At 34.7% G+C, this 26,632-nt stretch carries 22 protein-coding genes and 3 pseudogenes; 17 read left to right on the top strand and 8 right to left on the bottom strand.

Annotation, left to right across the window (positions count from 1 at the left end):
* Positions 1-340: 340 nt before the first annotated feature.
* Positions 341-1,138, bottom strand: coding sequence for a TrmB family transcriptional regulator (locus ACPYKA_RS00340; protein WP_479540424.1), 798 nt, complete (start codon positions 1,136-1,138; stop codon positions 341-343).
* A 334-nt stretch (positions 1,139-1,472) separates the two neighbouring features.
* On the opposite strand from ACPYKA_RS00340, the gene ACPYKA_RS00335 reads away from it, so the two are divergent.
* Positions 1,473-2,765 carry an aminotransferase class V-fold PLP-dependent enzyme gene (locus tag ACPYKA_RS00335; protein ID WP_479540423.1) on the top strand — a complete coding sequence of 431 codons (1,293 nt, stop codon included), beginning with the start codon at positions 1,473-1,475 and terminating at the stop codon, positions 2,763-2,765.
* 145 nt (positions 2,766-2,910) lie between these two features.
* Here ACPYKA_RS00335 and ACPYKA_RS00330 read toward each other — a convergent pair whose 3' ends face one another.
* Positions 2,911-3,873, bottom strand: a complete 963-nt coding sequence (locus ACPYKA_RS00330) for a LysR family transcriptional regulator (protein ID WP_479540422.1) — start codon at positions 3,871-3,873, stop codon at positions 2,911-2,913.
* 211 nt (positions 3,874-4,084) lie between these two features.
* Here ACPYKA_RS00330 and ACPYKA_RS00325 point away from each other — a divergent pair, with 211 nt between their 5' ends.
* The 12 genes and pseudogenes from ACPYKA_RS00325 (at position 4,085) to ACPYKA_RS00270 (ending at position 16,949) form a co-directional block, all read left to right on the top strand.
* Positions 4,085-5,311: a pyridoxal phosphate-dependent aminotransferase gene (locus tag ACPYKA_RS00325; protein ID WP_479540421.1), complete on the top strand. Its 1,227-nt coding sequence runs from the start codon at positions 4,085-4,087 to the stop codon at positions 5,309-5,311.
* Positions 5,295-5,732: a RidA family protein gene (locus ACPYKA_RS00320; RefSeq protein ID WP_479540420.1), complete on the top strand. Its 438-nt coding sequence runs from the start codon at positions 5,295-5,297 to the stop codon at positions 5,730-5,732. The genes ACPYKA_RS00325 and ACPYKA_RS00320 overlap by 17 nt, the downstream gene beginning before the upstream one ends.
* 187 nt (positions 5,733-5,919) lie before the next feature.
* A complete protein-coding gene (locus tag ACPYKA_RS00315) occupies positions 5,920-7,098 on the top strand; it encodes a pyridoxal phosphate-dependent aminotransferase (RefSeq protein ID WP_479540419.1) in 1,179 nt (392 codons plus the stop codon).
* 108 nt (positions 7,099-7,206) lie between these two features.
* Positions 7,207-8,004 carry a putative hydro-lyase gene (locus tag ACPYKA_RS00310; protein ID WP_479540418.1) on the top strand — a complete coding sequence of 266 codons (798 nt, stop codon included), beginning with the start codon at positions 7,207-7,209 and terminating at the stop codon, positions 8,002-8,004.
* 47 nt (positions 8,005-8,051) lie between these two features.
* Positions 8,052-9,851, top strand: coding sequence for an MBL fold metallo-hydrolase (locus ACPYKA_RS00305; RefSeq protein WP_479540417.1), 1,800 nt, complete (start codon positions 8,052-8,054; stop codon positions 9,849-9,851).
* Positions 9,852-9,912: 61 nt separating this feature from the next.
* The gene (locus tag ACPYKA_RS00300) at positions 9,913-11,178 is read left to right on the top strand and encodes an Nramp family divalent metal transporter (protein WP_479540416.1); all 1,266 of its coding nucleotides are present in this window, start codon (positions 9,913-9,915) and stop codon (positions 11,176-11,178) included.
* 277 nt (positions 11,179-11,455) lie between these two features.
* Entirely contained in the window at positions 11,456-12,601 is a 1,146-nt protein-coding gene (locus ACPYKA_RS00295; RefSeq protein ID WP_479540415.1) for a M20 family metallopeptidase, read from the top strand.
* 414 nt (positions 12,602-13,015) lie between these two features.
* Positions 13,016-13,756 (top strand): 5-oxoprolinase subunit PxpB, encoded by a 741-nt coding sequence (gene pxpB, locus ACPYKA_RS00290; protein WP_479540414.1) that lies wholly within the window; start codon positions 13,016-13,018, stop codon positions 13,754-13,756.
* A pseudogene (locus ACPYKA_RS00285) lies at positions 13,734-14,503 on the top strand (5-oxoprolinase subunit PxpA). The gene pxpB and the pseudogene ACPYKA_RS00285 overlap by 23 nt, the downstream one beginning before the upstream one ends.
* On the top strand, positions 14,490-15,449 hold the full coding sequence (locus tag ACPYKA_RS00280) for a 5-oxoprolinase subunit C family protein (protein WP_479540413.1): 960 nt from the start codon (positions 14,490-14,492) through the stop codon (positions 15,447-15,449). The pseudogene ACPYKA_RS00285 and the gene ACPYKA_RS00280 overlap by 14 nt, the downstream one beginning before the upstream one ends.
* 163 nt (positions 15,450-15,612) lie before the next feature.
* Positions 15,613-16,590, top strand: a pseudogene (locus tag ACPYKA_RS00275) (homoserine dehydrogenase); the annotation flags it as partial.
* A 179-nt stretch (positions 16,591-16,769) separates the two neighbouring features.
* Entirely contained in the window at positions 16,770-16,949 is a 180-nt protein-coding gene (locus ACPYKA_RS00270) for a class II aldolase/adducin family protein (RefSeq protein WP_479540430.1), read from the top strand.
* Positions 16,950-17,590: 641 nt separating this feature from the next.
* On the opposite strand, the pseudogene ACPYKA_RS00265 reads toward ACPYKA_RS00270, so the two are convergent.
* The 6 genes and pseudogenes from ACPYKA_RS00265 to ACPYKA_RS00240 all read right to left on the bottom strand — a co-directional run bounded on the left by ACPYKA_RS00265 (position 17,591) and on the right by ACPYKA_RS00240 (position 22,623).
* Positions 17,591-17,962, bottom strand: a pseudogene (locus tag ACPYKA_RS00265) (fumarylacetoacetate hydrolase family protein).
* Between the two features lie 154 nt (positions 17,963-18,116).
* On the bottom strand, positions 18,117-19,316 hold the full coding sequence (locus ACPYKA_RS00260) for a CaiB/BaiF CoA transferase family protein (RefSeq protein ID WP_479540412.1): 1,200 nt from the start codon (positions 19,314-19,316) through the stop codon (positions 18,117-18,119).
* Positions 19,313-20,245, bottom strand: coding sequence for an HpcH/HpaI aldolase/citrate lyase family protein (locus ACPYKA_RS00255; protein WP_479540411.1), 933 nt, complete (start codon positions 20,243-20,245; stop codon positions 19,313-19,315). The genes ACPYKA_RS00260 and ACPYKA_RS00255 overlap by 4 nt, the downstream gene beginning before the upstream one ends.
* Entirely contained in the window at positions 20,242-20,925 is a 684-nt protein-coding gene (locus tag ACPYKA_RS00250) for a FadR/GntR family transcriptional regulator (RefSeq protein WP_479540410.1), read from the bottom strand. The genes ACPYKA_RS00255 and ACPYKA_RS00250 overlap by 4 nt, the downstream gene beginning before the upstream one ends.
* A gap of 53 nt (positions 20,926-20,978) precedes the next feature.
* Positions 20,979-21,194 carry a hypothetical protein gene (locus tag ACPYKA_RS00245; protein WP_479540409.1) on the bottom strand — a complete coding sequence of 72 codons (216 nt, stop codon included), beginning with the start codon at positions 21,192-21,194 and terminating at the stop codon, positions 20,979-20,981.
* Between the two features lie 76 nt (positions 21,195-21,270).
* Positions 21,271-22,623, bottom strand: coding sequence for a TRAP transporter large permease subunit (locus ACPYKA_RS00240; protein ID WP_479540408.1), 1,353 nt, complete (start codon positions 22,621-22,623; stop codon positions 21,271-21,273).
* A 337-nt stretch (positions 22,624-22,960) separates the two neighbouring features.
* Here ACPYKA_RS00240 and ACPYKA_RS00235 point away from each other — a divergent pair, with 337 nt between their 5' ends.
* From ACPYKA_RS00235 to ACPYKA_RS00220, 4 genes are all read left to right on the top strand, one after another.
* Positions 22,961-23,131 carry a hypothetical protein gene (locus tag ACPYKA_RS00235; RefSeq protein WP_479540429.1) on the top strand — a complete coding sequence of 57 codons (171 nt, stop codon included), beginning with the start codon at positions 22,961-22,963 and terminating at the stop codon, positions 23,129-23,131.
* 631 nt (positions 23,132-23,762) lie between these two features.
* The gene (locus ACPYKA_RS00230; protein WP_479540407.1) at positions 23,763-24,812 is read left to right on the top strand and encodes an ABC transporter ATP-binding protein; all 1,050 of its coding nucleotides are present in this window, start codon (positions 23,763-23,765) and stop codon (positions 24,810-24,812) included.
* A complete protein-coding gene (locus ACPYKA_RS00225; RefSeq protein WP_479540406.1) occupies positions 24,813-25,835 on the top strand; it encodes an ABC transporter ATP-binding protein in 1,023 nt (340 codons plus the stop codon). It begins immediately after the preceding gene.
* Positions 25,832-26,632 carry an IclR family transcriptional regulator gene (locus ACPYKA_RS00220; protein ID WP_479540405.1) on the top strand — a complete coding sequence of 267 codons (801 nt, stop codon included), beginning with the start codon at positions 25,832-25,834 and terminating at the stop codon, positions 26,630-26,632. Before ACPYKA_RS00225 ends, ACPYKA_RS00220 begins: the two co-directional genes overlap by 4 nt.

Below are 26,632 nucleotides of genomic sequence, written 5' to 3'. Positions count from 1 at the left end.
ATTGCGTTGTCACAAGACTTCTTGATTGAACAGCAGCAATCAGCCTAGCTTTTTGTTTAGCTGAGCCCGACAAATAGCCATCGGCGTAGCGAACTCTTGACAAACCGAACTTGACAATGGGTTAAAATGGTAAAAGTCAAGGGCTATTTAGCGTGCCTACTTTTTGTCCCCTTCGCCCTTGACATCTTTTAAAAAAACCATTGTCGTGTTTGTCAAGAGCGATGGCGGTCGTTTTTTGCCATCAAAATTCAAGTTTTTTTACTTTCTGGTACTTTTCATAGAACTTTTTACGTTACCTATATTGTTTATTAAAACCGTTTCGTTCGATCCTCCTTTCAAGTTAGAAATCAGTAATTAATTTTTCTAAGTTCTCACCATATCTCTCGATAAGCAGATCTTCAAATTCCGATAAAATCCGGTTAATGTAAATATCATGACGAATATAGTTTTCGGCAATATTTACGAGTGCAGCATGATTCGAAATAATACCGTGTGCCGGATTTTCTGAATTGAGAATAAATGCTTTTTTGGAATCAAATACGGCTACAAGTTCTCCTAAATGTCTTGCATTCGTGTACTGTCCTTTGTGATGTTGGAAATGTGTCCACGGAATATCTGTATTCGCATTTTCATCAAATAATATAGATACAACTGAAACACCACGTTTGTTAGCGCTATCAATTTCTGTAAAAGCTTGCATCAATTCATTATTCCATCCGCTAAATAAAATAGATTGCTCCGCTTGTTCAATTAATTGTTGAAACAATTCAATAGATGCGTCATATCCTTCAATATGATAAAGCTTGGACCATTCAGCTTCTGTTTTTGTTTCAATGAGTTTTAAATGTTCTTCCATCATTTCCATGTTTTGTTTATGGGAGCTTTCCAACAATGATAATAACTTTTCCCATGGTAAAGGAACATAAAATTTCTTGGAATTTTCTTTACCATCATTTAACAAGTAGATATATCCTTTTTCAAGTAAACGGGGTAAATTTTGATATACTTTTGCGCTCGGAACTCCTGACTGAAGCGATATATTATTGCCGTTCATTGGGTGTTGTTTTAGTAAGGCCAGATAAATTTTTGCTTCATATTCCGAAAAACCATATTTTTTAAATAGTTCAATTTTCTTCATTAACATCAACTCCACACTATACTACTAGGGTAGTATAATTTATTTTACAAGACATATTATTATGTTGTCAAGGTAATTTTTTGAAAATTCTATTTACCGTGGGTGGATTAAAGAAAGGGGGAGAGGACATTAAGTTTTTGGTATGATGATACCTCATAAGCCCCTAAATGAACTTGGACACTTCATTTTCTACTTTATATTTCTATTTTAAAATTTTCTCATGATACCATATATAGAAAAGTGTATATCATTATAAACTTTTTCGTATTGGAGTTAAAGATAAAGTAGTATTACTATTAGTTTAAATCGTATTATAATTGGAGGATATAAAACAATGGTTAAACTAGAAAACGAGGCATTGTTTAGTGAAGAATTATTGTCGGAAATTAGAGGAAGATTTGCATACATCGATATTGATCTTCTAAACAAGAAGAAAAGATTATTTTTTGACAATGCAGGAGGTTCTCTTAAGTTAAAAAGTGCTAATGAGAAATTTGCGAAGCATGATTTGATTCCCGATCATCCTTTACGTGAACATGAAACCGCAAAATATTTGGTAAGTGTTGAACGGCAGGGTGAACAAGATATTCGGACGATATTTAATGCGAAAAATGGTAGTATTAAAACCTACCTTACCGCTTCTCAAGCAATTTTTGACATCACTGGTGTGATAGCTGAAAACATTGAAGGGGCCAATATAGTAACTACTGCATTAGAGCATCCTTCGGCATATGACGCAGCTAAATTTTATGCGAATAAATTAGGAAAAGAATTGCGCATCGCAAAAACAAATCGGGTTACTGGGGGAGTGGATGTTGAAGAAATAGTAAAGCAAATTGATAATGAAACATGCCTATTAAGTGTTATTTATGCGTCTAATATATCGGGAGCTATCTTAGATATCGAAACAATTGTGGAAGAAGCAAGAAAAATAAAACCAGATTTATATATTATTGTTGACGCGGTACAACATGCTCCACATGGGATTATCGATATTGAAAAAACTCCTATAGATGCAACGAATTTTGCTCCTTATAAATTTTTCGGTGTAAAAGGGAGTGGTATTGCTTATCTTTCCGATAGAGCTTCTAAACTTCCCCATCATCGTTTATATGGAAAAGAAGATGGTGATCTGGAACTAGGTGGTTCAGCCACAGGACATTTTGCTGCAATAAGTGAGATTACAGACTATGTGTGTTGGATAGGTAGTAAGTTTTCAAAAAAAGAGGATAGAAGAAGCTTATATGTAGAAGGAATGACACGAATTGCTTTACATGAAAGAGCGCTTCTTGAAACCATGTTGAATGGAACAGATAAAGTGAAGGGGTTAAGAAGTATTCAAGGGGTTACTGTTCACTTAGACTATGAAGATTTGTCTAAAAGGGATTTGATCATCGCAATAAGCATAGATGGTTTAGATTATAAAGAAGCAGTGAAACAATATGAAGCTGAAAATATAATAGTTTATGAACGTGTTGCATCAAGTATTTATTCAAAAAGAATGTTAAAATCATTTGGATTGAATGGTGTCATTAGAGTATCACCATTACATTGTAATAACATAGAAGAGATAGAAGAATTCTTAGAGATAACACAAAAAATTGTAGAGGCAAATAAGCTAGGGTAAAAATTTTAAAAAGAACGCTCTATTATTATTAATAGTGCAAAAGTTGCTTAAAGGTCTTATCAAAATATGCTTGGTGATGTATACAAAAAGAGCGTTCTTTTAATATCAAAATATGTGTTCTAAAAATCACTACAACCTTACTTATTCATTGTGAAGTTTTATCATGCTCTTTACTAGTTAAGAACGTAATAAAATCCATTCCAACTGTTGAAAGTGGTTCTGTTTTTTTAAAATATAACATAATATTCTGGTAAGCATTTTCGTCATTTATTTTATAAAAGTACAATTCATTTGTTGTTTCCAAATAACGAGTTATTCCAGTACGGACAAAGGCAATTCCTTTACCCTTTCGAGCAATATTATAGGCTGTAAGCATTTGGTCTAAGTATATGGTGACCTTCGGAGTAAAGTCCGCCTTCTTACATATGTTTATGCTCCTCTCGTACATATCATTTCCTTGTTTTAACAAAAGAAAATTTTCATTTTTAAACATTTTCACATCCACTTTTGGATGTTTTTTATTTAAGTAATTCCCACTCGCAATGTCATCGAAAGTTAGACGGTATGTTTTTAACTGATTATTTATATCATAAGATGAAGGAACTGCAAGTAATAAATTTTCCTTCGACCACACAAGGGAATCAAAAGCTCTTGGAATTCCTTTTTTTTCAACGTCTATTACTATATCGACAATTCCTGAATGTAAACATTTCATCAACTCATCGGCGTTTGCTTCCAATAGATTTACAGTATAATCAGGGTATTCTACCCTAAAATCTTGTATGATTGTCGGGAGAATATACGTACAATAAAAGGAAGCAGCCCCTACATTAATGGTCCCACGGTTGTTATCTAACAAGCTATTAAAATAAGATCTCATCTCGTTTTCAAGATTCATGATTGATTCAATTGATTCAATATAATACTTTCCTGCTTGTGTTAATTGAATCGGATTACTACTCCTGTCAAAAATAGGAAGGCCAATTTCCTCCTCGACTCTTTTAATTGTTGCACTAAGTGCAGGTTGAGAAATATAAAGTTTTTCAGCCGCTTTAGAAAAACTTTTATGTACATATACCGCATGAACATAATCCATGTTTTTTAACATAAATTGATCCTCGCTTTCTTAGTTGTGATACATACCTAGATGAAGAGAATTCTGATTGATTGTTGTACTTTTTTAAATCATATAAAGAATTATATATATCATTATAATATTTTCCTATTGGCGTTCCCGAATTACAAGAGATACTATAATAAATATAAAGAATAAACAAAAAATATGCAAAACTATAAAAATGAAAAGGGTGTATCGAAGAATGAGTTTAATTGAAGAAAAGTTTTTAAAACTTGGTGCTGAATATGCACCCGGACAAGAAGTAAGACAAAATACGAATGAAATTAAACTGCGTTTTGATAAAATACCTGGTACTCCAGTTGACTTTTCACATGGTGATGTAGATGCCTTCAAGCCTATTCCAGGTTCCTTGGATGTGTTTATTGAAGGAGTTCATATTGGTGGTAAGCAAGCTTATACCGAATATCGTGGGAGTATGGATATCCGAGAAAATGTGGCTAAAAAGCTATCTGATTTTACTGGTGCAAAAATTAACTCCGATGAGAATTTTATCATTACTCCTGGAACACAAGGTGCACTTTTTCTGGCAATGGGATCCACAGTGGCTAAAGGTGATAAGGTTGCAATTGTCGAACCAGATTATTTTGCAAATCGGAAATTAGTCGAATTCTTTGATGGTGAAATTGTTCCAATTCAGATGGATTATTTTGAAAATGATGCTTCTGCGGGGTTGGATTTAACGCAGTTAGAAGAAGCTTTTAAACAAGGTGTTAAATTATTTTTATTCTCTAATCCAAATAATCCTGTAGGCGTTATTTATTCTAAGGATGAAATTCTTAAAATTGCTGAACTTGCAGAACAGTATGGAGCATCAGTAATCGTCGACCAATTGTATTCACGGCAAATATTTGAAAAAAGAACTTTTACACATTTGTGTGCACAGGATATTGTTAATCCTGAAAATGTCATCACCATTATTGGTCCATCAAAAACAGAGTCGCTTAGTGGATACAGGTTAGGAGTTGCATTTGGGTCGGCTAAAATAATTGAGCGAATGGAAAAGCTGCAAGCTATTGTATCCCTTCGTGCGGGCGGATATAGCCAAGCCGTTTTAAAGACATGGTTTTCGGAACCTAAAGGCTGGATGGAAAAGCGGATTTTAGAACACCAAGCAATTCGTGACGATCTAGTCTCTAAATTACAAGAAGCAAATGGATTTAACGTTAGACTTACAGAGGCTGGTAGTTATCTGTTTCCAAGAATAACTCAATTGGATATGCCAATTAATGAGTTCGTAAAAATACTAAGGCTTCAAGCTAATGTTATCGTGACGCCGGGTACAGAATTCGGATCACAGTTTACGGATAGCTTTCGAATAAACTTTTCTCAAGATCATAAAGTAGCAGTGAGTGCAATAGAGCGACTCATTCAGGTGGTGGAGGCATATCAGAATGAACACGTCAAATAATAATAACACCCCTATTCCCCAAGGTAAATATGTACCCGCCACCCGCTTTGGGAATATCATTTATACAGCCGGAATGACACCAAGAAAAAACGGAGTACTGATTCAAATTGGAAAAGTACAAACAGGAGAGTCTATCACAAACTATAAGGCAGCAGTAAGACAGGCGGTTGCTAATGCAATTACTGCTGCTAAGGATACGCTTGTAGAAGATGAACGCTTGGCGCAGGTTCTTTCACTTACCGTTTATGTGAATGCTGACGAAACATTTCAAATGCATTCAAGTCTGGCAGATTTTGCTTCCGAATATTTATTTGAAAAACTAGGTAGCAAAGGTATTGGGTGTCGGGCTGCAATAGGCGTTCCTTCGTTGCCTGGCAATGCACCTGTTGAAATTCAATTAATTGCTTCTGTACACTCCTAGAGATATTAAAGACATAAGGGTTTTCTATTTAACGAAAAATTCAGGATCTTAGGAAAACAGACCTGGATTTTAGTATAATACATAAGATTATGACTGGATTATAAGAAAAGGTAAAATAGCAACTTCTCATTTTCCAATCATGCTGGATCCTGTAGTAAAGAAAATTCATACGAAGGTGGGTAAAAAAATGATATCATCCATTGAAGCAAAAAGAATGCATCAAATCCCTTTTTCAGGGATTCGTAAGGTGTTTGAAGAAGTTAATCTGTTGGAGAGTAATGGGAAAGAAATAATCAATCTTGGTATTGGACGTCCGGATTTTGATACACCATCTCATATAAAGGAAGCGGCAATAAAGGCAATAAAGGATGGTCAAGTCCATTATACTTCTAATTATGGTATTGTTGGGCTTTTGGAAGCACTAAAGGAGAAATTGAAAACAGAGAATGGGCTTGCACTGGAAGATGGAGAGTTGATTGTAACTGTTGGAGCGAATGAGGCGGTATCGCTTGCGACTCTTGCATTGCTTGATCTAGGTGATGAGGTGCTCGTTCCAGACCCAGCTTGGCTTCATTATTTTTATTGTGTAGAGCTTGCAGGTGCAAAAAGTGTTTCTTATCAACTGAAAGAAGAAGATGGTTATAATTTAAATCCTGAAGAAATTGAAAAACTAATCACTCCGAAGACAAAAATGATTATTGTTAATACACCTCATAATCCAACAGGATCGGTAGCAAGTAAAGAAGCGCTTGAGAAGCTTGCAAATCTGGCTATAGAACATGATTTAATTGTACTTTCCGATGAGATATATGAAAAGTTGATTTATGAAGACTGTAGGCATTATAGCATTGCAAGCTTTCCGGGGATGAAAGAACGTACCTTAACAATAGGTGGATTTTCAAAGGCGTACTCAATGACAGGGTGGAGAATTGGATATGTTGCAGCAGCTAAGCCCTTCATCGATGCGATGGTGCGTGTACATCAATATACAGTAACTTGTGCCACATCCTTTGCTCAATTTGGAGCGGAAGCTGCGTTAAAAGGTCCACAGCAAAATGTAGAAACAATGAGGAACGAATTTAACCGGAGAAGGAAACTGGTTGTTGAATGTATAAATGAAATTGACGGGCTTAGTGTAGCCACACCTCATGGTGCGTTTTATGCTTTTGTCAATGTGAAAATGTTGGGGAGAAGTTCCGAAGAAGTTGCACGTTATATTCTTCATGAAGCTGGGGTAGCCGTAGTTCCAGGTTCAGCCTTTGGGAAGTATGGGGAGGGGTACATCAGAATATCTTTTGCCAATTCCTTTGAAAATATTGAAAAAGCTTTAACAAAAATAGCAGTTTCTATAAAGAAAATTAACTAGCAGATCAATCCATTCATCCATTTTATGAAAGCGATTCCAATGAACGGCTAAGAATGAGAACGATAATCCGTTAACAAGTTTATTCTATTGGGGTAAAGGAGGATATTTGTGAGTAATAAATATAACTTGGCAAAAAGCACACCTAGCACTGTACGTCAACTTATCAGAGAAAATAAGTTAAATAGAAGTACAACTGGAATTGCTAATGGGTTTATTCAGGCCAATTTAGTTATCCTTAAAAAAGACCTTGCTACTGATTTTTTATTATTTTGTCAACGAGATCCTAAACCTTGTCCACTATTAGAAGTGACTGATATTGGTTCATATGTACCAAAAAGGTTAGCTAAAAAGGGTGATTTACGCACCGATATTGGTAAATATCGAATATACAAGAATGGATCTTTAATAAAAACTGTAACAGACATAGTTGATATTTGGGAAAAAGATTTGGTTTCCTTTCTTCTTGGTTGTAGTGTATCCTTTGAAGATGCTTTAGTGAATAATGGTATTAAAATGGCTCACCAAGCTGGGAACCCAGTGCCAATGTATATAACCAATATACAATGTATTGGGGCAGGAGTATTCAAAGGTCCAATGGTTGTTAGTATGCGACCAATCCCAGAGGGTCAAGTAAAGAAGGCGATTGACATTACGTCAAAATATCCGGAAACTCATGGTACACCTGTCCATATAGGTTCCCCTGAAAAAATTGGAATTTCGAAAATTGATCAACCAGATTATGGTAAGTCAGTCCATATTCACCCGGGGGAAGTGCCAGTTTTTTGGGCTTGTGGTGTTACCCCACAAATAGTAGCTAAACAAGCTAAACCAAATTTGATGATTACTCATGAACCGGGCTATATGTTTGTAACAGATTTATTAAATGGGCAATTGATAGAAGAATAAAAGGATTTTATTTTTATAATTCTATTGGAGTTTGGAGGACATTAATTATGTTTAAGCCCTTGGCTCAAGATTTATTTCTTGTTGAAGATATATGCAACGTTTATATATTACGGCATGAAAATAAAGGAATTGCTATAAACTTTGGAACTGGAAGTTTTATGCCTAGTTTAAAAGAGATTGGTATTGCACAATTAGAGATGATTTTCTTAACTGATCATAATTATGGGCATAGTATTGGACTGATTGATTACGATAAAAGCGGTAGTAAAATTATTGCACCACAGGCAGAAGTTCATTTGTTAAGGGAAGCTTCAGAGTTTTGGCAACAAAGAAGAGTTTTCTTAAATTACGATTTGGGTCCCTATTTTCCTCCTCCTCTTGATGTCGACCAAGTGCGAGGAATAACTGATAAAGATTCTATTAAATTCGGTTCGTGGACTATTAAAATAATTGATACACCAGGGTCTACAAAGGGGGCTGTATCTTATCTCATAGAAAACAAATGTCAATCATATTTATTTATTGGAAATTTGCTGTATTCGAATGAAAAGCTACCTAATCTTTATGATGTACAGTGGGAATATATGCCGGAGCATTGGGAAGCAGGAGGAAGCTTTAAAACTTTAATAGATTCATTAATAAAGTTAGTTAAAATTAATCCTCAGAAACTTTTACCATCTCAAGGCAACCCATTTACTTATAAACGGGAATTAATAAATAGACTTATAGAAAAAATAGATTACTGGAGAGAGCTTCTAACACCAAAACGAATTAGTAGGAAGTTGTCTCCACTTCATAAAGTTTTACCGAATTTAGTTTATTTGGATAAAACAAGTTGGGCTATTATTTCGAATGATGGATATGCATTTATTATTGATTATGGATATATAGAAGAAGAAATTATTAAAAAGTTCCAAAAGGAATTCAGTGTTCAAAAAATTGATGTAATTACTATTACCCATTATCATGACGACCATATTGCTCGAATCCCTGAATTGCAACATAGATTTGGATCTAATAATGTGGAAGATATTTTTATGGAAACTGAGATTTGGGTGCACGAAGACTTACTTTCAGTGTTAAGGCAACCTGGATCAAAAGACTTACCTTGCATCTATCCCATATTTCTAGAATATGACAGAATTATTGAAGACTGTATAACAATACATTGGAAAGGATTCGATTTAACTTTTCAATTTCAACCTGGACAGACAAAGTATTCGATGGCATTATTTACGAATATTAATGGCTATCAAGTTGCTTTTTGTGGAGATAATGTATGGCCTTTAAAAGAAGGTGGAATCAAAGAACCTGTAATCTTTAAAAATGAATATGAGTTAGGTACTTACCAAAATTTAGCCAAACAATTAATGGAACATAAAGTTGAGATCATTTTAGGAGGCCATTACGACCCAATATACGTAGAAAACCAAGATTTAGTTCAACTCCATGAATGGGCTGAAGAAGTAGATAAGACAGCAGTCTCATTACTGCCTAAACCAACAAATTTAGGAATTGATCCTTTTTGGACCCACTTTTATCCATACTATCAACAAGTTTGTGTGGGAAAAGACTTTAAACTCACATTTATATTAAAAAATTATTGTCAAACAGATTTGCCAATCAAAGCAACTTTAATATTTCCTGATGGGTTTCAAGTTCTACAGGGATCGAAAATGGGGGTATTAAACCCCGACAAAGATCAAAACGAATTTACTTGGAATATTCGAGCTCCTGTTAAAATTTCAGTTAACTCCCGCCATGTAATTACTTTAAACTTAGAAATTAATAATAGAAAGATATTTCATCCAGCAATAGCCTTAATTCATGTACTACCCTTTGATTAAATTTTAAATCCTTTCAATAAAGGAATTAAAATAAAAAAATTATTAGAAGGAGGTTTATTTTATGGCAATAGTAAAAGAAAGTATTAAACCAGAATTGGATCCAAAACTGAACTTTATGGACCGCCTTAGAGCTATTGGTCCAGCCGCCATCATTGCTGCAGCAATTATTGGGCCAGGGACGGTAACAACAGCATCTGTTTTAGGTGCTACCTATCGCTATCAAGCGATATGGATTGTTGTGATAGCTTGCCTATTCTCTTATTTTTTTCAAGAACCTGCTGTAAGGATTACAGTGCATAAGCGGATATCTTTATTGGAGGGAGTTCGTCAGTTTATAGGGAAACCAGCTTCTATCTTTCTTTATATCGCAATACTATTAGGTGGAATTGCATTCCAATCAGGTAACTTTATTGGTGCTGGTATGGCTATGGATTACTTCATTTCTGGCATGTCCATTACTATGTGGGCTCTAATAATGTCATTAATCGCTCTTGTTATAGCTTGGATAGGGGTATACAAAATTATCGAGAACGTTAATATCGTTTTGATCTCACTAATGGTTCTTGCTTTTGTCATTACTGCATTTGTATCTGGGCCTAGTATGGGTGATTTAATTACAGAAGGGTTTTCGTTTACAATTCCTGGCGGAGATTATTGGTTGATTTTGGCGTTATTAGCGACTACTATGCCACCAAATATCGTATTAGCCCTGTCAGCTTTCTTAAAAAAGAAATATGAAAATAGTGATGACTCTAATGCATTAAAGCTACTACTTTCTCGATTTGATTTAAGACTAAATATGATTGTTACAGCCCTAATTACAATAGCGATTGTAATTTGTGCTGGTACTATGATGTATGCAGAAGGAATTGAAGTGACTAGTGCACACGATATGGCTGTTCAATTAACTCCTTTACTAGGACGTTATGCTGGAATACTTTTTGCCTTAGGTTTGTGGGCGGCGGCTATTTCATCGGGTCTATATCATATTAGCTTACAACCTCTGCTTATGAATCAAGCAGTTGGTTTACCAGAAGATTATAAAGCTAACCGAAGTCGACTGTTTATGATTATCGTAAGTATTTTTCCTGTTATTATCGTATCATTGTTCGATTCAATGCCAGTGGCAGTAATTGTTACAGCACAAGCATTAAATGGGTTAGCATTACCATTAGTCGTCGGGTTAATCTGGTTGCTGTGTAATAAGAAAGATTTTTTAAATGAAGGAGTAAACAATACAAGGCAGAATATTATTTATGGGATTATTATGGTTACTGTAACCTTCTTGGCGGTTCGAGTATTTTTACAACTGTTCGGCATAATTTGAACCCTATAATTTATAACAGGAGAAAAGGTTTTTCTGTTGTCATAACAACCTATGAGCCGCTAAATTTACCAGGGTGTTCGTTCTATGAGATCTAAAGAATTTTAATTTGCTGCCTTTATAAATTCCATAAAATACCAAGTATATTTTCATTTAATATTATTTAATCTTAATGCCTTTATAATGTGAAGCGAAAGCAGGGGAGAAAGGATGTTATTCCTGTAACTATTATAGATATCATTTCAAAATTGTATATACTTTTGGAAGAAGGGGTGCTATTATGCATAATAAAATTATTGAAAGTATTGACAGAGAAGAAATTATTGATTTGTTAAGTTTTTTCGTTAAAACTCCAAGTATAAGTGGAGATGAGGCAAAGCTTGCTGAAATTGTGGCGGAAACTTGTACTAAGCTCGGTCTTGACACGAAAATTGATCGACATGGAAACGTTATTGCTATTTTCAAAGGGAGTAAACCAGGGCCACGCATTGCTTTAAATAGTCATTTGGACACGGTAGGTTATGGTGAAGGATGGATCAAGGATCCATTAGGGGCTGAAATAGAAGGTGATAAATTGTATGGTCGGGGAAGTTGCGATTGTAAGTCTAGTATGGTTTGTCATATACTGGCAATTAAGGCTTTAATAGAATCAGGGGTAGATTTAGCTGGAGAGATCGCCATTACACATGTTATTGAAGAAGAAGTTCAAAATGAAAAACGTAAAGGAACATATAAATTGCTGGAAGATGGATTTACGGCCGATATGGCAATCAATGGAGAAGCAATTGATATGAAGATTGGCCTAGCTTGTGGAGGTATGGCTGAACTAGTGATTAATACTTTGGGAAAGAGAGCTCATGGAGCCACCCCTGAGGCTGGTATAAATGCCATTGATCAAATGGTTAAAGTCATACAGGAGTTAAATAAAATAAAACCAGGCTTTCATAAGTACACAGGGAACGGTTCACTTGTTCCAGGTGTAATAACGGGTGGTGAAAGATCAAGTGTAGTCCCGGATGAATGTTCCTTAAAGGTCTCCCGATTTCTTGTTCCAGGTGAGAGTGGCGAGGAATTTTTAAAAGATGTTAAAAAAATTCTACGTAAGTTAGAATCAGAAGATCAAAATTTTAAAGCAAATGTTGAATTAACATACACATCAAAACCTGCTCTTTCGGATGAAAACGAAAAAATTGTAAAGAGTATGGTTGATGCCTTTGAAACACTAAACATTCCTTGGGAATTCGGGGGAACACCTCAACATGACGATGCAGACTATTTAGTGAACAAAGGAAATATTCCTACTGTTATTTTTGGTCCAGGAAAAATTTTGGTAGGTCATATTCCGGATGAATATGTAGATATAACTGAGGTGGTTACAGCTACAAAAATTTATGCATTAACTTTGTATAATGCATTAAAAGTCTAGACAATACGAATAAACTAAGAGGACAAATTTTTGTATGTACAATGTAACAGTTTCACATCAAGCTTTACCCATTCATAGTTTATCAGAAGTTTAAACTATTAAATTAATTTCCTTCAATGAATTATCAATGAGTAAATACTCAAGTTACAGAATAGATAAGTGGGATATAGTGGTTCCTAATTATTAATTTTACTAAAGTAAAAATACTCGAATTTGATATCCTAACTTTTTGTTTTTAAAATTTAATGCTCGTCCATATCATCTTAATATCTTCCTGTTTGCTATCAATGACCGTGTTTATCAATGTGTCTGACCAAATTCTTGTGGAAATATCATTGCAACCAAGATAGTATCGTCGTTTTTTAACATTCCTATTTAGAGGGATATTAATTTTAAAAAGGGTGTGTGGAATTATTGAATATTGACTTTCAACCATTAGGAGATATGGGAGTTCGTGTTCAGTTTTGTGATAGGGTCTCTCCAGAGTTAAATAGAAAGATTCAAGGTTTTTGTAGGATTCTGGAAAGTGGAAAAGTAAACGGCATCCAAGAGTACGTTCCAGCATACGATTCTGTTACGATTTATTATTCGCCTGAACAGATTAATTATCCCACACTATGTAATGCACTGTTTAATATATCCAATTATGATTTTTCATTGGAGACGGAGCAGAGAAATTTAGTATTTATACCAACATTATATGGAGGAAAATACGGTCCCGATCTTGAAAAAGTTGCCAGCCATAATCAAATAACAGAGCAAGATGTCATTAATATTCATACAAATACGGATTATCTCATTTATATGATGGGATTTCTTCCAGGTTTTCCTTATATGGGAGGATTGTCTGAATCTATTACAACTCCGAGATTTGCAAAACCAAGGATGAAGGTGCCTAGTGGGGCAGTTGGGATTGCTGGAGAGCAAACAGTCATCTATTCAATGGATTCACCCGGGGGAGGAAATTTAATAGGAAGAACACCTGTTAAATTATTCGACATGTCGCATGAAGAACCCTTTTTATTTCAGGCTGGGGATAAGGTTCGTTTCGTGTCTGTTTCTGAAGGTGAATTTCATTCAATTGCAAGAAAAGTAGAAAATCATACGTATAAAGTCAAAAAGGAAGTGTTCAATGTTGGAGAAAAATACAATTGATCTAAACTGTGATTTAGGAGAAGGCTATGGTGTTTATACAATTGGATCGGATGAAGAAATACTAGATGTTGTCACATCTGCGAATATAGCCTGTGGCTTTCATGCTGGAGATTATAATGTAATGTACAAAACCGTTAAGATGGCCAAGGATAAGCAAGTTGGAATTGGGGCACATCCTGGCTTTCCTGATTTACTGGGCTTTGGCAGACGTGTGATGCACATTGACCCTGAAGATATATATCGGCTCACGGCTTATCAAATTGGTGCATTAAATGCCTTTTGTCGAATTCATCATGTTCCTATGCAACATGTTAAAGCACACGGAGCCTTAGCTAATATTGCAGCAAAAGATTCACAGATAGCAGAAGCAATTGCAAAAGCGGTGGGTGAAATTAATAAACATTTGATATTATTCGGTTTGTCTGGAAGTGAATTAATTCGTGCTGGAAAAAATATGGGTTAAAGACAGCCTCGGAAGTATTTGCTGATAGGACATATCAACCTGATGGTTCTCTGACTTCAAGAACGGAGAAGAATGCGATGATTACTGATGCGGATCAAGCGGTGAAACAAGTTCTAAGTATGATAATCGATGGAAAGGTAACCTCGGTGGATGGGACAGATGTTTTAGTTGAGGCAGACACAATTTGTGTACATGGGGATGGCCCCAATGCACTTGAGTTTGCAAAACAGTTAAGAACTCAATTGTCACGGGAAGGAATATTAATCAAACGTGTCGGGGATTAAAGCGGATCGGCAACCATTATTTAAAGTAATAAAACCGGGGCTACTTACAACCATTCAAGATCTTGGAAGATTTGGCTTTCAAAAATACGGAGTTGTAACATCAGGGGCAATGGATCCTTTTGCTATGCAGGTAGCAAATATTTTAGTTGGAAATCAAAGGGATGAGGCATGTATTGAGATAACAATGGTAGGTCCTGAATTTATTGTTATGTCGGATTTTACAATGGCTATTACTGGAGCTGATTTTAATATAAGGGTAAACGGTGAACCAATATCTATGTGGAAATCAATTCAGTTAAAAAAAGGTGATCACCTAGTTTTTGGATCTGCAAGATCTGGGATAAGATCATACTTATCCGTTTCCGGGGGGTTTGATGTTCCCATAGTCATGGGAAGCAAATCAACGTATATTAGAGCAGGAATTGGAAAAGCAATTACAAAGGGTGATAAACTTTTTGGTTTTGTAGCGAAAAGAAAAGCAGGAGTAGGCATATTCTATACGGAGATTCCAACATATCGTAAAGAAGTTGAGGTGCGAGTTGTGAAGGGGCCTCATACGGATAGATTCACCAAGGAAGGACTAAACAATTTTTTTAATGAAATACATACGATTAGTCCACAATCTGATCGGATGGGCTACCAGCTGGAGTCGCAACCTATTACTCACCAGAACGGTGCAGACATATGGTCAGATGCAATCCCTTTTGGTGGTATTCAAGTACCAGCAAGTGGAAAACCTATTATCTTAATGGCCGATAGGCAGACAACTGGAGGATACACCAGAATTGCCACTGTAATTTCGGTTGATATCCCGAAAGTTGCACAGCTTATTCCGGGAGGAAAAATTCAATTTAAAGAGGTTGATGTTGATGAAGCGCAAAATTTGCTTAGTGAAAGAGAAAGTTTTTTAAAATGTATAGAGCATTTTGTAAGAAGCCAATTATAATGTTTGTGAAATTAACTATTTTCCAAAGGGGAAAGGGAAACATTTTAGTTCCTTTATTTTGGGAAATTAATGTTAGGTGGGATAATTATGAATGTAAAGCTTGCTTTATTAGGATGTGGAACTGTAGGTGTCAATTTTCTTAAATTAATTCAAGAAAAAAAAGAATGCATTGAGGAATCGATACAATCTAGAATTATCAATGGTAGGTGTGGCGGATTCTACAGGTATAGCAATGGATGAGCTGGGGCTTGATATAGACCTACTAATAGAAACAAAAGAAAAACAAAATAAAATCGGCTTATATCCAAAAAAGGGTAAGATAGGTGTTTTAGGAAGTGAGATATTAGATAAGGTGAAGGTGGATGTCGTAATAGAAGCAGGGGTAAGCGATGTAGAAACTGGTGGATTGAGTTTAGAATATGCCAAAAAGGCATTAGAGCAAGGCATTCATGTTGTCTTTGTAAGTAAAGGAGCCCTTGTTCACAGTTATCAGGAATTAAATCAATTAGCTTCAGAAAATAATGCAGAAATTAAATTAAGTGGTGCAACAGCGGCCGCACTACCGACTGTAGATGTGGCTTTACAAAGCTTAGCCGGGACCGAAATTGAATTAATTCAAGGTATATTTAATGGAACGACTAATTATATCCTAACGCAAATGGAACAGAATAAAGTGTCTTATCAAGAGGCTTTAAAACAAGCCCAAGAAAAAGGGATTGCTGAACCTGATCCAACTAATGACGTAGAAGGCTTTGATACAGCATCCAAAATTTTAATTTTAGCAAATGCAGTTATGGATGCTGATTTAACCATAGAGGACATTGAGATAAAAGGGATTACTCACATAACTGCGGAACAAATTGAATCCGCAAGGGAAAATGGACAGGTGATTAAATTAATTGGAACGGTTAAAAGGGAAGACAACCAAATAAAGGCAGTCGTAAAACCAGAAAAATTGAGTGCAGAACATCCTTTGGCAAGTGTCAATAATTCAGAGAAAGGAATTTACTTAGTAACAGATACAATGGGTGAACTGACAGTGACCGGTGGTAGATCTGATCCAAAAGCAGCAGCTGCAGCGGCCTTGAAAGATACAATTTTGTTAATGCAAAATCGAATGATTCAAAATTATATAAGTTAAATAGTCTTTTATTGTGATGATAGTAAAATTATTATAAAAGATCTTATGTAGCTAATGATTGGTCTAAATTAGCTATATGTTCAGATTAATCAACAACATCACATTTATTTGTTGAACGTATCTATTGCAGAAATAGAATATGTTGATTGTTATCATCCAGAGAATGAGATGTTAGGGAGATAAATTGGAGAGAAAGCCCAATTATTTTAAGGAATCATGGTATTGTTGTTTTTGATAAGAGCTTTTATGAAGCAATAATACGCTTGGAAACATTGGAAATGACGATCAAGATGAATATTGTTTCTAAGGCATCGGATTATGGAATTAAAGGACGAATGAACGTAATCAAACAGTTTTAAATCATGGGCTAATGGATAGTGGAAAATGTGCCATAGACTATATTTGCAATAGATGAGAAATACAGTGATGCATCATGTGGGGGACGGAAACAAGAATGTCAATAAAAAACTTTGCAGGGGGAATTGCCTCCTACAAAGCTTTTTTATTTGGCTCTAAAATATATGTTAGGGTATAGAGGAAATTTGAAAAATTATGAGGCAATTTAGAATGAATTAACAATCAGTAAAAGTAATCATAAGAAATGCCTTTGGCTTTTGAAGATTTGATTGATTTAGATTGAGAGTCTTATATCATCAATATAAAAATATTTGAGTCGCATAATTAGGAGTGGGCCTAAAATGCTTACTCTAACATTTGACTTAGAACTTTTTATTTTATGTCCACTTTTGATAACTTTCAGGTCTCAATGGTTCCAAAATTGAGCATATTGATTTCAGAGTGATTGGGAGGTAGATAGAAAGTAGACGAGTGTGGATTGGAAATCTCGTCTACTTGAATATTAGATAATAGAATATTATTTAATTTTTATTTTTATTTTACAACCACCTAGTTTTTGTGTTCCCCAATATAACGCCAACTCATCATTGTCATGTAATGCATTAAACCCAGAAGGTGTTCCTGTGAAAAGGATATCTCCTTTTTAAAATCCAAGGTTATTGCCGACAAAATGAATTAATGTTTCTAAATCGAATATCATTTGACTAATATTGCCTTCTTGTACTTTAGAATTGTTGATCAGCAAAGAAAAGTTCTTTTTCCTTGTTTCCATTTCATATTGGAAGGGGATGAATTCTCCTAAGATTGCTGAATTAATAAAACCTTTGGATAATAACCATGGATATCCTTTTACTTTTAGATCCTGTTGCATATCACGAAATGTTAAATCTAGTCCAACAGTCATTTCCTGAATAAGAGTTATCTATCGGTTCCTCAGGGTATAATCTTTTGCAAGTTTAATCACTAGTTCTGATTCGTAATGAATCGTACCTTTATTGGCAGGTAGTTCAATTATCTTATTATCAGCCTTAATAACAGCATGTGTTGGTTTGCTAAATATGACGGGATTCTCTGGATCATATTATTTAACTCTTTTATATGCTCTATATAATTTCGACCAACGCAATAAATATTATTAATTGTATCCATAGATCCTCCATTTTTATATTTTAAATGATGTTATTATTTTGCAGTTCTTTAATTTCTTCGTCAGATAATCCAAATAAATCTTGCAATATCTCTCTATTATGCTCACCTTTATGAGGTCCTGTTGTTCTCACTCTACCTGGAGTTCTCGAGAACTTGGCAAATACGTTAGGAATATTCATCCTACCTAATTCATCGTCTTCAATATTTACAAAGGAACCTCGTTCTTTGTAATGAGGATCTTCATAGATTTGACTAACATCATACATTGGACCAACAACAGCACCACTGTCATTAATAATGGTAACGACCTCTTTCATTTCACGCTGTCCAATCCATTCGCTTAATATCTCATCTAATTCTTTAACATTTTTTAAACGTGATTTATTTGTTTTGAAACGTTCATCCTGGATCAATTCTGGTCTACCAATTGCTTTAAATAAGTTTTCAGCAATCGACTGTGTGCTTGCCGATAATGCAATCCAATTACCATCCTTTGTTTGATAGGCATTTCTAGGCGCTGTTTGTAAACTGCTATTTCCAACCCTTTCAGAAATAATTCCTAATTGATCATAGGCTATTAATTGAGGTTCTAAAAACCGCATTAATGGTTCATATAATGAAATGTCAATACATTGTCCAAGCTGTTTTTCATTTTTAGAACGTTCAAAAAGTGCAATCATAATGGATAACGCACCGAATACACCACTTACTCCATCAGCTAGGGGTATACCTGGTAAAATGGGTGGACCAGATTTTGCGCCATTAATGGATGTGAATCCACTCATCCCCTCAGCTACGGTACCAAAGCCTCGACGATTAGAATAAGGTCCATCTTGTCCAAATCCAGAGGTTCTTAGCATGACTAATTTTGGATTTAATTTTGCAAGTTCTTCATAACTTAAGCCCCAACGTTCCATAGTTCCAGGTCTGAAGTTTTCTATTATAACATCAAATTGATGAATATTATCTTTTATGATTTTTTGCCCCTCAGGTTTTCCTAAATCTAAGGTAATACTCTTTTTATTTCGGTTTAAAGACTTCCAAAGTAATGGAATATTATCTTTTTGTTTACCATATCTTCGTGCATGATCACCATAAACAGGATGCTCTACTTTAATGACCTCGGCGCCAAAATCAGATAAATGTGTTGCAGACCAAGGTGCTGCTAACATCGTAGATATATCGAGTATCTTTACTCCTTCTAAAGGTAATTTGCTCATTCTTTTAATGTCCTTTCTCTCTCTTCCTTTTTTAAATATTCATACTTAGTTACAACATTATGCCTCGCAATGATCTTTTTACTTTGCTCATAGTGAGGATAATCAATCATTTTTCCTTTATAAGAACTAGATGCTCTACCTTTTCGAACGGCATCATCAAATATATTGATAATTTCTTTTGCTTCTTTTATTTCATCCATACTATAGTGAAAAGATTCATTTAACAGTTCTACTTGATTAGGATGTATACAGCTTGACCCAACAAATCCTAATTCAAAAGCTTTTCGTGCATGCTTTTTATAACTTTCTAAATCGGTATAATTCGAGATACTTCCAGCCGTCCCCATTGGTAGAACGTTATTTGCTTTAGCGGCTATCAAAAGTTGCATCCGAAAGAAGTTTAATGCTTCCGTGGTTTGTTCATTGATCATAAAACCCATGTCTGTAGCGAGATCTTCCATTCCTATTGAAACTGTATCAATTCTATTGGAGCTTTGTAATATTTCATTAATATTCTGCATTCCTTTAGCTGTTTCAATAAGAATGCTTAACCTAAATGCACCTTTTTTAAGGTTTCTTTCTATTTCTAATTCTGTTATAAAATCATCAATATTCTTTATCATTTTTTTACTTTCAACTTTAGGTAGAACAATGCCCGTTACCCCTTCAGATACAGATTGTCTGATATCTTTATATAGTAAATCATTGTCTGCATTAACACGGATATAAACTGAGGTAATATACATTGATAATTGCTCAATTGCTTCTGGAATTAAAGAGCGAGCGTATTCCTTTTCGTCTTCTGGTATGCTATCTTCTAAATCTAATACAATTAGATCTGCGTTCCTATAAATGGCCTTTTGGATAAATTTACTTACATTTATAGGAATAATTAATCTAGATCGCATTACTTTTGACTGTAGATTCAATTGTATTGTTTCTCTCCCATTCTTTGTTTGATTTTGGAGAAGTGAGTAGCCATTGCCTGTTTTGCTTTATCTGCATCTCTTGCTATTAATGCATTTAAAATTAATGTATGTTCTTTATGAGCCTCGATGACGTGTTGTTTATTGTTAAAGCTAATTTTTCTAGCTTCTTTAATGAGGTTCAAATTTAATTTCATAAAGTTTACAAGTACATTATTTTTACTAAATTTAGCTAAAGAATAATGAAAAATAAAATCCGTATTTTCGTCTGTTAGTACACCGTTTTTATGCGCCTTTTCAAGAATTGCTTTTAGATCATGTAAATCTTCATCTTCAGCATTTTTACAAACTAAATCAATGATTCCCATTTCAATAATTTCTCTAGCTTCTATTAACTCCAATATTGCCGCTTGTTTTATCTCGGCAAGAAGTCGATTTTCAGTTTCAAAAGTTCGATTGATTTCTTTAACTAATATTCTTCCGCCACCTGGCTTGGTTTCTAAAACCCCTTGTGATTCTAAAATTCTAAAGGCATCTCTTAATGTACCTCTTGAAACATTTAATTCTTTTGCTAATACTCTTTCAGAAGGGAGCTTTTCCCCAATTAAAAACTCACCTTGTTCTATTTTATTTTTAAGAATAGTAATTACTTGTTCGTATAATCTCGTATATTCAATCTTCATAATTATAGTATCCTCCTAGGAACAAATGATACTATAATTATACCAAATCGCTTTTATTCATCCACTTTTAAATAATGCAAAACAAAACCTAAAATAGCAGCTATTGAACTAAGGGTAAATGCAATCGTCGAGAGATATTCGCTACTTTTGATGATTAATGCACTATTTTGAATCATAAGTCCAATCACTTGTCCAAGGACTAATAAAATTCCGATTAGGATAAAGCCCATTAGGCTCAATAAAAAAACTTGTTTAATAATCTTCTGCATTATTTTTACTCCTTTAAAACTTAATTTTATTTGTTAAGAAGCTCTGTACATAATAGTTTTCTAATTAGTTATTATTTTAGTGAGGAATTGGCAACAATCCGATAGCAATTAACCAACCCAATAATGCAACAGGAATGACATAGTAAAAAATCAAAGGGACGAAAGTCTTAACGGGATCAACGCCGGAAATGCCACTAGCAATAAAAATTGGCGCTCCACCTGGAGGAGAAGCTCCTTCAGTTGAAGAAAAGACCAGAATTGCCACAGCTGCAACTACAGGATTAATACCTGCTGCAACAAGTGTACTAAATGCAACTGTACCGATTGCGGTCACTGTTGCCGTCGCTGTTAATGGAGTAGCCACTAGAACAATTAAAACCCCAACTAATAAAGCAACCAACCATTGAGATAGATCGAGAGAGTTCATTAAGTTACCTAATTGTTCAGGTAACCCAAGTTGTTTTAAGATTTCACTCGCAGAAAAGGAAAATAGTAAAATAACTCCTATTACACTGAAACTTTTTGTAGAACCATCTAAAAACTCTAACCAACCTTTGAATGACTTGGGTATTGTTTTCCAACTTACAATAATTGTAATAATACTAATTAAAATTGGTACCCAAATAATGATTGAGATTGCATCGATAGCTTCCTCTCCTAATAAATTAGGGCGAGATAATATTTCGGATAAAGATCCAATCGTTACTAATACAGGTACCAAAATCCCAATGAAAATTAGAAGGGATGTCCAACCTTGTTTAATGGATTGCGAAATATTCATGATGCTTTCTGGTGAAACTGCTATAACATTATCTTGTTTCGAAAACCACCAAACAAGAAATAGTCTATACGCTAATGTGTAAAATCCTGCAAAGAATAGTGAAACATATAATTGTCCTTCTGTAACTAAAGAACTTACCGACGCAGCGCCCAGAAGGATGAACATTGAACTGTTGGGTGGAAATGAAATTCCCATTCCTGCATTTCCTGCTGCAATTGTAGCAGATCTATCTTTTTTCCAACCGGACTTATTCATCCAGGGAATTGTGATAGCACCAACTGTCGCCGTATTTCCAGATCCAGACCCAGAAATCATTCCAAATATTGCCGAAGCAATCGTATCTACATACGCTGCTCCACCCGGTAATCGTCCAACAAGTGAATTTAGAATATTAATTAAATTATTAATTAATCCGGTTCTTTCAATCAAATAAGCCATGAAGACAAAAGACATTGCTGCAAACAATACATTATGTGTGGCTCCAAATATAAAACCGTCCCATAATAATCGAAATACATCTTTTCCACCAAATAAAGCGGTTGCAATGTAACCCACAATCATTGCTTCGCCGATGTTTCTCTTAATAACAACAACCCATGCAATTATAATTAGAATGTAAACCAATAAAGCCCATGTTGCTATACCCAATATATTTTCCTCCTTTAATCTGGATAACTGGATTAACCAGTTTTGTAATAAGAGTATAATTTAAGAAAACTTTAATGTCAATAAAGATTTTCAGTTTTTCTTAATCTCCCTTTTAAACGATATTTTATCGTCATTATGAAAATAAAGATGCAATTTTCACTGAGTTAAAGCAAGAAATGTTAAAAAGTTTTGCTCAAGCAATACGTTATCCTTACAAAAACAAAAATCATCTAGATACACTTTCCATAAACAAGGTCATTTTATTCGATCATATTAAGGATAATGCTGATTTTTATAAACTTTTCAAAAACCACAAGCAGCCTCACAATTTCATCCAATATTTATTAAAACAATTTATCAACTTTTAAAAACAGACATGATTCATATAGTCGATCTGCAAGATGTTGATCCTAATCTATACGTTACTTTACGTACATATGGTGTATGGGGATTAATTATCAATTGGATTGAGGAAGACTTTATGACCCCCAAAAAACAGATGACCTAACAGTTAATCGAAATTTCAAATTGTAAATTATCTAGTATACTTAGGATCGTGTTATCTTAATTTATGTCCAATAAAATGACGAACAGGAATGGACCTTATGCTTGCCACATAATCTGATAAGCTATATATACACTCCCGTTTTTACTAGCCGGTTTAGTATAATATTGTACAATGAACAAATAAGTACTCACAATACTATTTTTCCTTCAAGAGGCTGGGAAATGACTAGCCAAAAATAGTAAAATAAAAAGGTTCCAAGCAATAAAAAAATTTGCTTGGAACCTTTGTTGTGGTTTTTTCCCATCGCTCCAACACCTTAATTTTTATTTACTTGAGTTTTGTCTCATCCTCTTTTTTAAAAGATACAATATTAACGACGGTGATCTTAGATCGTTTCTTTCATAGAAGTCTAATGAATACCAAGAAAGTATCAGAGTGAGATATAGGAGAGCTTTTTGGTCATACGTGGCCGAATAGACTAGTTTTTAAATCTTACTATATATCTATATATCGTATAAATTAATTTGTGAATGAACGATAGCAGTTACTGTTTGCTAGAAAAAGATAGGTAATAACTTGCCATATCACTTTACAAAGTTATGAAAATCATTTATTATATTCACAATAAAATATGGAATGCCATTCCGAAATATGGAATCGGAAAGGGAGTGATAATTTGAATCCGCTTTTAAATGTACATGATCTAGAAGTCTCCTTATCTACTGATGATGGAGATATAACTCTAGTTAATCAAGTATCATTTTCAATAGAAAAAGGGAAAACACTTGGTGTTGTTGGTGAGTCTGGGTGCGGGAAAAGTCTTACGTCCTTATCTTTAATGGGTCTTTTACCGAATAATATAAGTATAGAGAATGGTAGTATCGAATTAGAAGGACGTGAAATTACGACTTTGCCTAGAAATGAACAACGCAAGTTAAGAGGTAAGGATATGGCTATGATCTTCCAAGAACCAATGACTTCTTTAAATCCAGTGTATACGATAGGCAGTCAAATCGTTGAGTTAATCAGAAACCATGAAAAAATAACTAAAAAGAAAGCGCTTCACAGAGCGGTTGAGATGCTTGAATTAGTTGGAATTCCTAGGCCGGATGAAGTAGTTCAAGAATATCCTCATCAGTTATCAGGTGGTATGCGGCAGCGTGTAATGATCGCAATGGCACTTTCGAATAATCCAAGCTTATTGATTGCTGATGAACCGACTACCGCGCTTGATGTAACGATACAAGCTCAAATAATGGAATTAATGCAATCGTTACAAGAAAAAATGCATATGTCGATTTTATTAGTTACTCATGATTTAGGTGTAGTAGCGGAGATGTGTGATACAGTAATTGTTATGTATGCTGGTGAAGTTATCGAGCGGACAACAGTTGATGAATTATTCGAACAGCCTAAACACCCTTATACACAAGGACTATTAGCATCATTACCGAAGCTTGACGAAGAACAGGGAGAACTTTCATCTATATCGGGAACAGTTCCGTCACCTAAAAATATGCCAAAAGGATGCCGCTTTGCTGCAAGATGTCCACTGGCTTTCGACTTGTGCTATAAGCAATCACCCCAAGAATTCAAAATTAATGAAGAGTCTAGTGCAAAATGTTGGTTATTCAAGGATCAAGCCGTTAGACAGAAGGTACCTGAGAAGGAGGAAGTATGATTGAATCAAGAAGTTATTTTAAAAGTTGAAAAATTGAAGAAATACTTCCCGATCAAAGGTGGAGGTCTGCTTGGAAATAAAGTTACCAAGGATGTAAAGGCTGTAGATGATGTATCATTTGAGGTGTATAAAGGTGAGTCATTTGGAATTGTTGGAGAATCTGGATGTGGAAAAAGTACTACGGGAAGAGTGTTGCTTAGATTATTAGATCCAACAAGTGGAACAGTATATTTTGAAGGGAAAAACTTAGCAGATATTCCTGATAAAGAAATGCGTAAACTCCGTAAAGATATCCAAATCGTATTCCAGGATCCATTTGCCTCTTTAAACCCTCGTATGAAAATTAGAAAGGTAATCGAGGAACCTTTACTCAACTTTAATCTTGTAAAAGATAAAAAAGAATTAAATGCGCGTGTTGAAGAAATTATCGAACAAGTTGGTTTAACAAAAGAGCAAATTGACCGCTATCCTCATGAATTTAGTGGGGGGCAAAGACAAAGAATTGGAATTGCTAGAGCACTAGCTTCGAATCCTAAATTAATTATTGCAGATGAACCCGTATCAGCTTTGGATGTTTCCATTCAGTCACAAATATTAAATTTATTAAAAAAGTTGCAAAAAGAATACGGATTTACATATATTTTTATTTCCCATGATTTGAGCGTAGTGAAACATTTCTGTGATCGAATCGGTGTAATGTATTTAGGGCGTTTAGTAGAAGTAGCCGATAAAAACGACTTATATGCAGAGCCGTTACATCCATATGCAAAAGCATTATTATCTGCAATTCCTAAACCGGATCCAAAATCGAAAAAAGATAGAATAGTTCTAAAGGGAGATGTACCGAGTCCTTCAAATCCACCAACTGGTTGTGCTTTTCACCCAAGATGCCCTTTTGCAATGGATGTTTGTCGAGAAGTTCGACCAGAATTAATTCAACGAGAGGGAAAAAGAGATGTGGCATGTCACTTAAATGAGATAAGTTCTTCATCTCAAAATATACCAGAGGAAACATCGATATGAGTAAAACATTGAGAAAAGCATTAAGTATACTAACGTTATTTAGTGAAGATAAGCCCCTTTGGACATTGGATGAAATTGTGGAAGAATTAGAAATTCCTAAAACTACTGTGTTTAGGTTATTGAAACCCTTTGAAGAAACAGGGCTACTTCAAAAGGTGTCTTTTCATCAAAATGGTTACACGATCCAAGGAAATGTATATCAACTAGGAATTCGTTTTTTAGAATTAGGCCATATCGTTAATAGTCAATATGAAGTTAGAAATATTGCTCTACCATATATGAGGAAGCTAAAAGAAAAATTAAAAGAATCTGTCCAGCTAGTTGTAATGGATGCCGATGAGGCGATTTATATTGAAAAAGTTGAAAGCGATAATATGGTAAGGCTGTATACGAAAATTGGAAGGCGCGCACCTTTATATTTAGGCGCATGTCCTCGTATATTGCTCTCGTTTTTACCAGATAAAGAGATTGAAAGAATTATTTCAAATGATCTTAATTTTGAGAAGAAAAGTAAACTATCTTTGGATGAATTATGGGATTCTATCCATACGACTCGTCAAAGAGGATTTACATATAGTACCTCTGAATTAGAGGAAGGTACCGCTGCATTTGGAACACCGATATTTAATGGGCGTGAAGAAATTGAAGCGTCCTTAAGTATAGCAAGCTTTTCGGCCGTATTAAAATTGGACAATTACTCTGAATATATCTACCCGATGTGGGAAGTGTCAGCGGAAATATCAAGAAAACTCGGTTACAGGAAACTGTATCCATATCTAAAAAACATAGGGGGATAA

The sequence above is a fragment of the Pseudogracilibacillus amylolyticus (SeqCode) genome (assembly GCF_051918545.1).
Taxonomy (GTDB): domain Bacteria; phylum Bacillota; class Bacilli; order Bacillales; family Amphibacillaceae; genus Pseudogracilibacillus.
This window is presented reverse-complemented; position numbering and strand designations above follow the sequence as displayed.

Coding starts and splice junctions, on each gene's coding strand:
- ACPYKA_RS00300 (WP_479540416.1), top strand. CDS start 9,913: ATGGCAATAGTAAAAGAAAGTATTAAACCAGAATTGGATCCAAAACTG.
- ACPYKA_RS00245 (WP_479540409.1), bottom strand. CDS start 21,194: ATGCAGAAGATTATTAAACAAGTTTTTTTATTGAGCCTAATGGGCTTT.
- ACPYKA_RS00260 (WP_479540412.1), bottom strand. CDS start 19,316: ATGAGCAAATTACCTTTAGAAGGAGTAAAGATACTCGATATATCTACG.
- ACPYKA_RS00305 (WP_479540417.1), top strand. CDS start 8,052: ATGTTTAAGCCCTTGGCTCAAGATTTATTTCTTGTTGAAGATATATGC.
- ACPYKA_RS00320 (WP_479540420.1), top strand. CDS start 5,295: ATGAACACGTCAAATAATAATAACACCCCTATTCCCCAAGGTAAATAT.
- ACPYKA_RS00220 (WP_479540405.1), top strand. CDS start 25,832: ATGAGTAAAACATTGAGAAAAGCATTAAGTATACTAACGTTATTTAGT.
- ACPYKA_RS00230 (WP_479540407.1), top strand. CDS start 23,763: ATGGAATGCCATTCCGAAATATGGAATCGGAAAGGGAGTGATAATTTG.
- ACPYKA_RS00325 (WP_479540421.1), top strand. CDS start 4,085: ATGAGTTTAATTGAAGAAAAGTTTTTAAAACTTGGTGCTGAATATGCA.
- ACPYKA_RS00250 (WP_479540410.1), bottom strand. CDS start 20,925: ATGAAGATTGAATATACGAGATTATACGAACAAGTAATTACTATTCTT.
- ACPYKA_RS00295 (WP_479540415.1), top strand. CDS start 11,456: ATGCATAATAAAATTATTGAAAGTATTGACAGAGAAGAAATTATTGAT.
- ACPYKA_RS00335 (WP_479540423.1), top strand. CDS start 1,473: ATGGTTAAACTAGAAAACGAGGCATTGTTTAGTGAAGAATTATTGTCG.
- ACPYKA_RS00330 (WP_479540422.1), bottom strand. CDS start 3,873: ATGTTAAAAAACATGGATTATGTTCATGCGGTATATGTACATAAAAGT.
- ACPYKA_RS00340 (WP_479540424.1), bottom strand. CDS start 1,138: ATGAAGAAAATTGAACTATTTAAAAAATATGGTTTTTCGGAATATGAA.
- ACPYKA_RS00315 (WP_479540419.1), top strand. CDS start 5,920: ATGATATCATCCATTGAAGCAAAAAGAATGCATCAAATCCCTTTTTCA.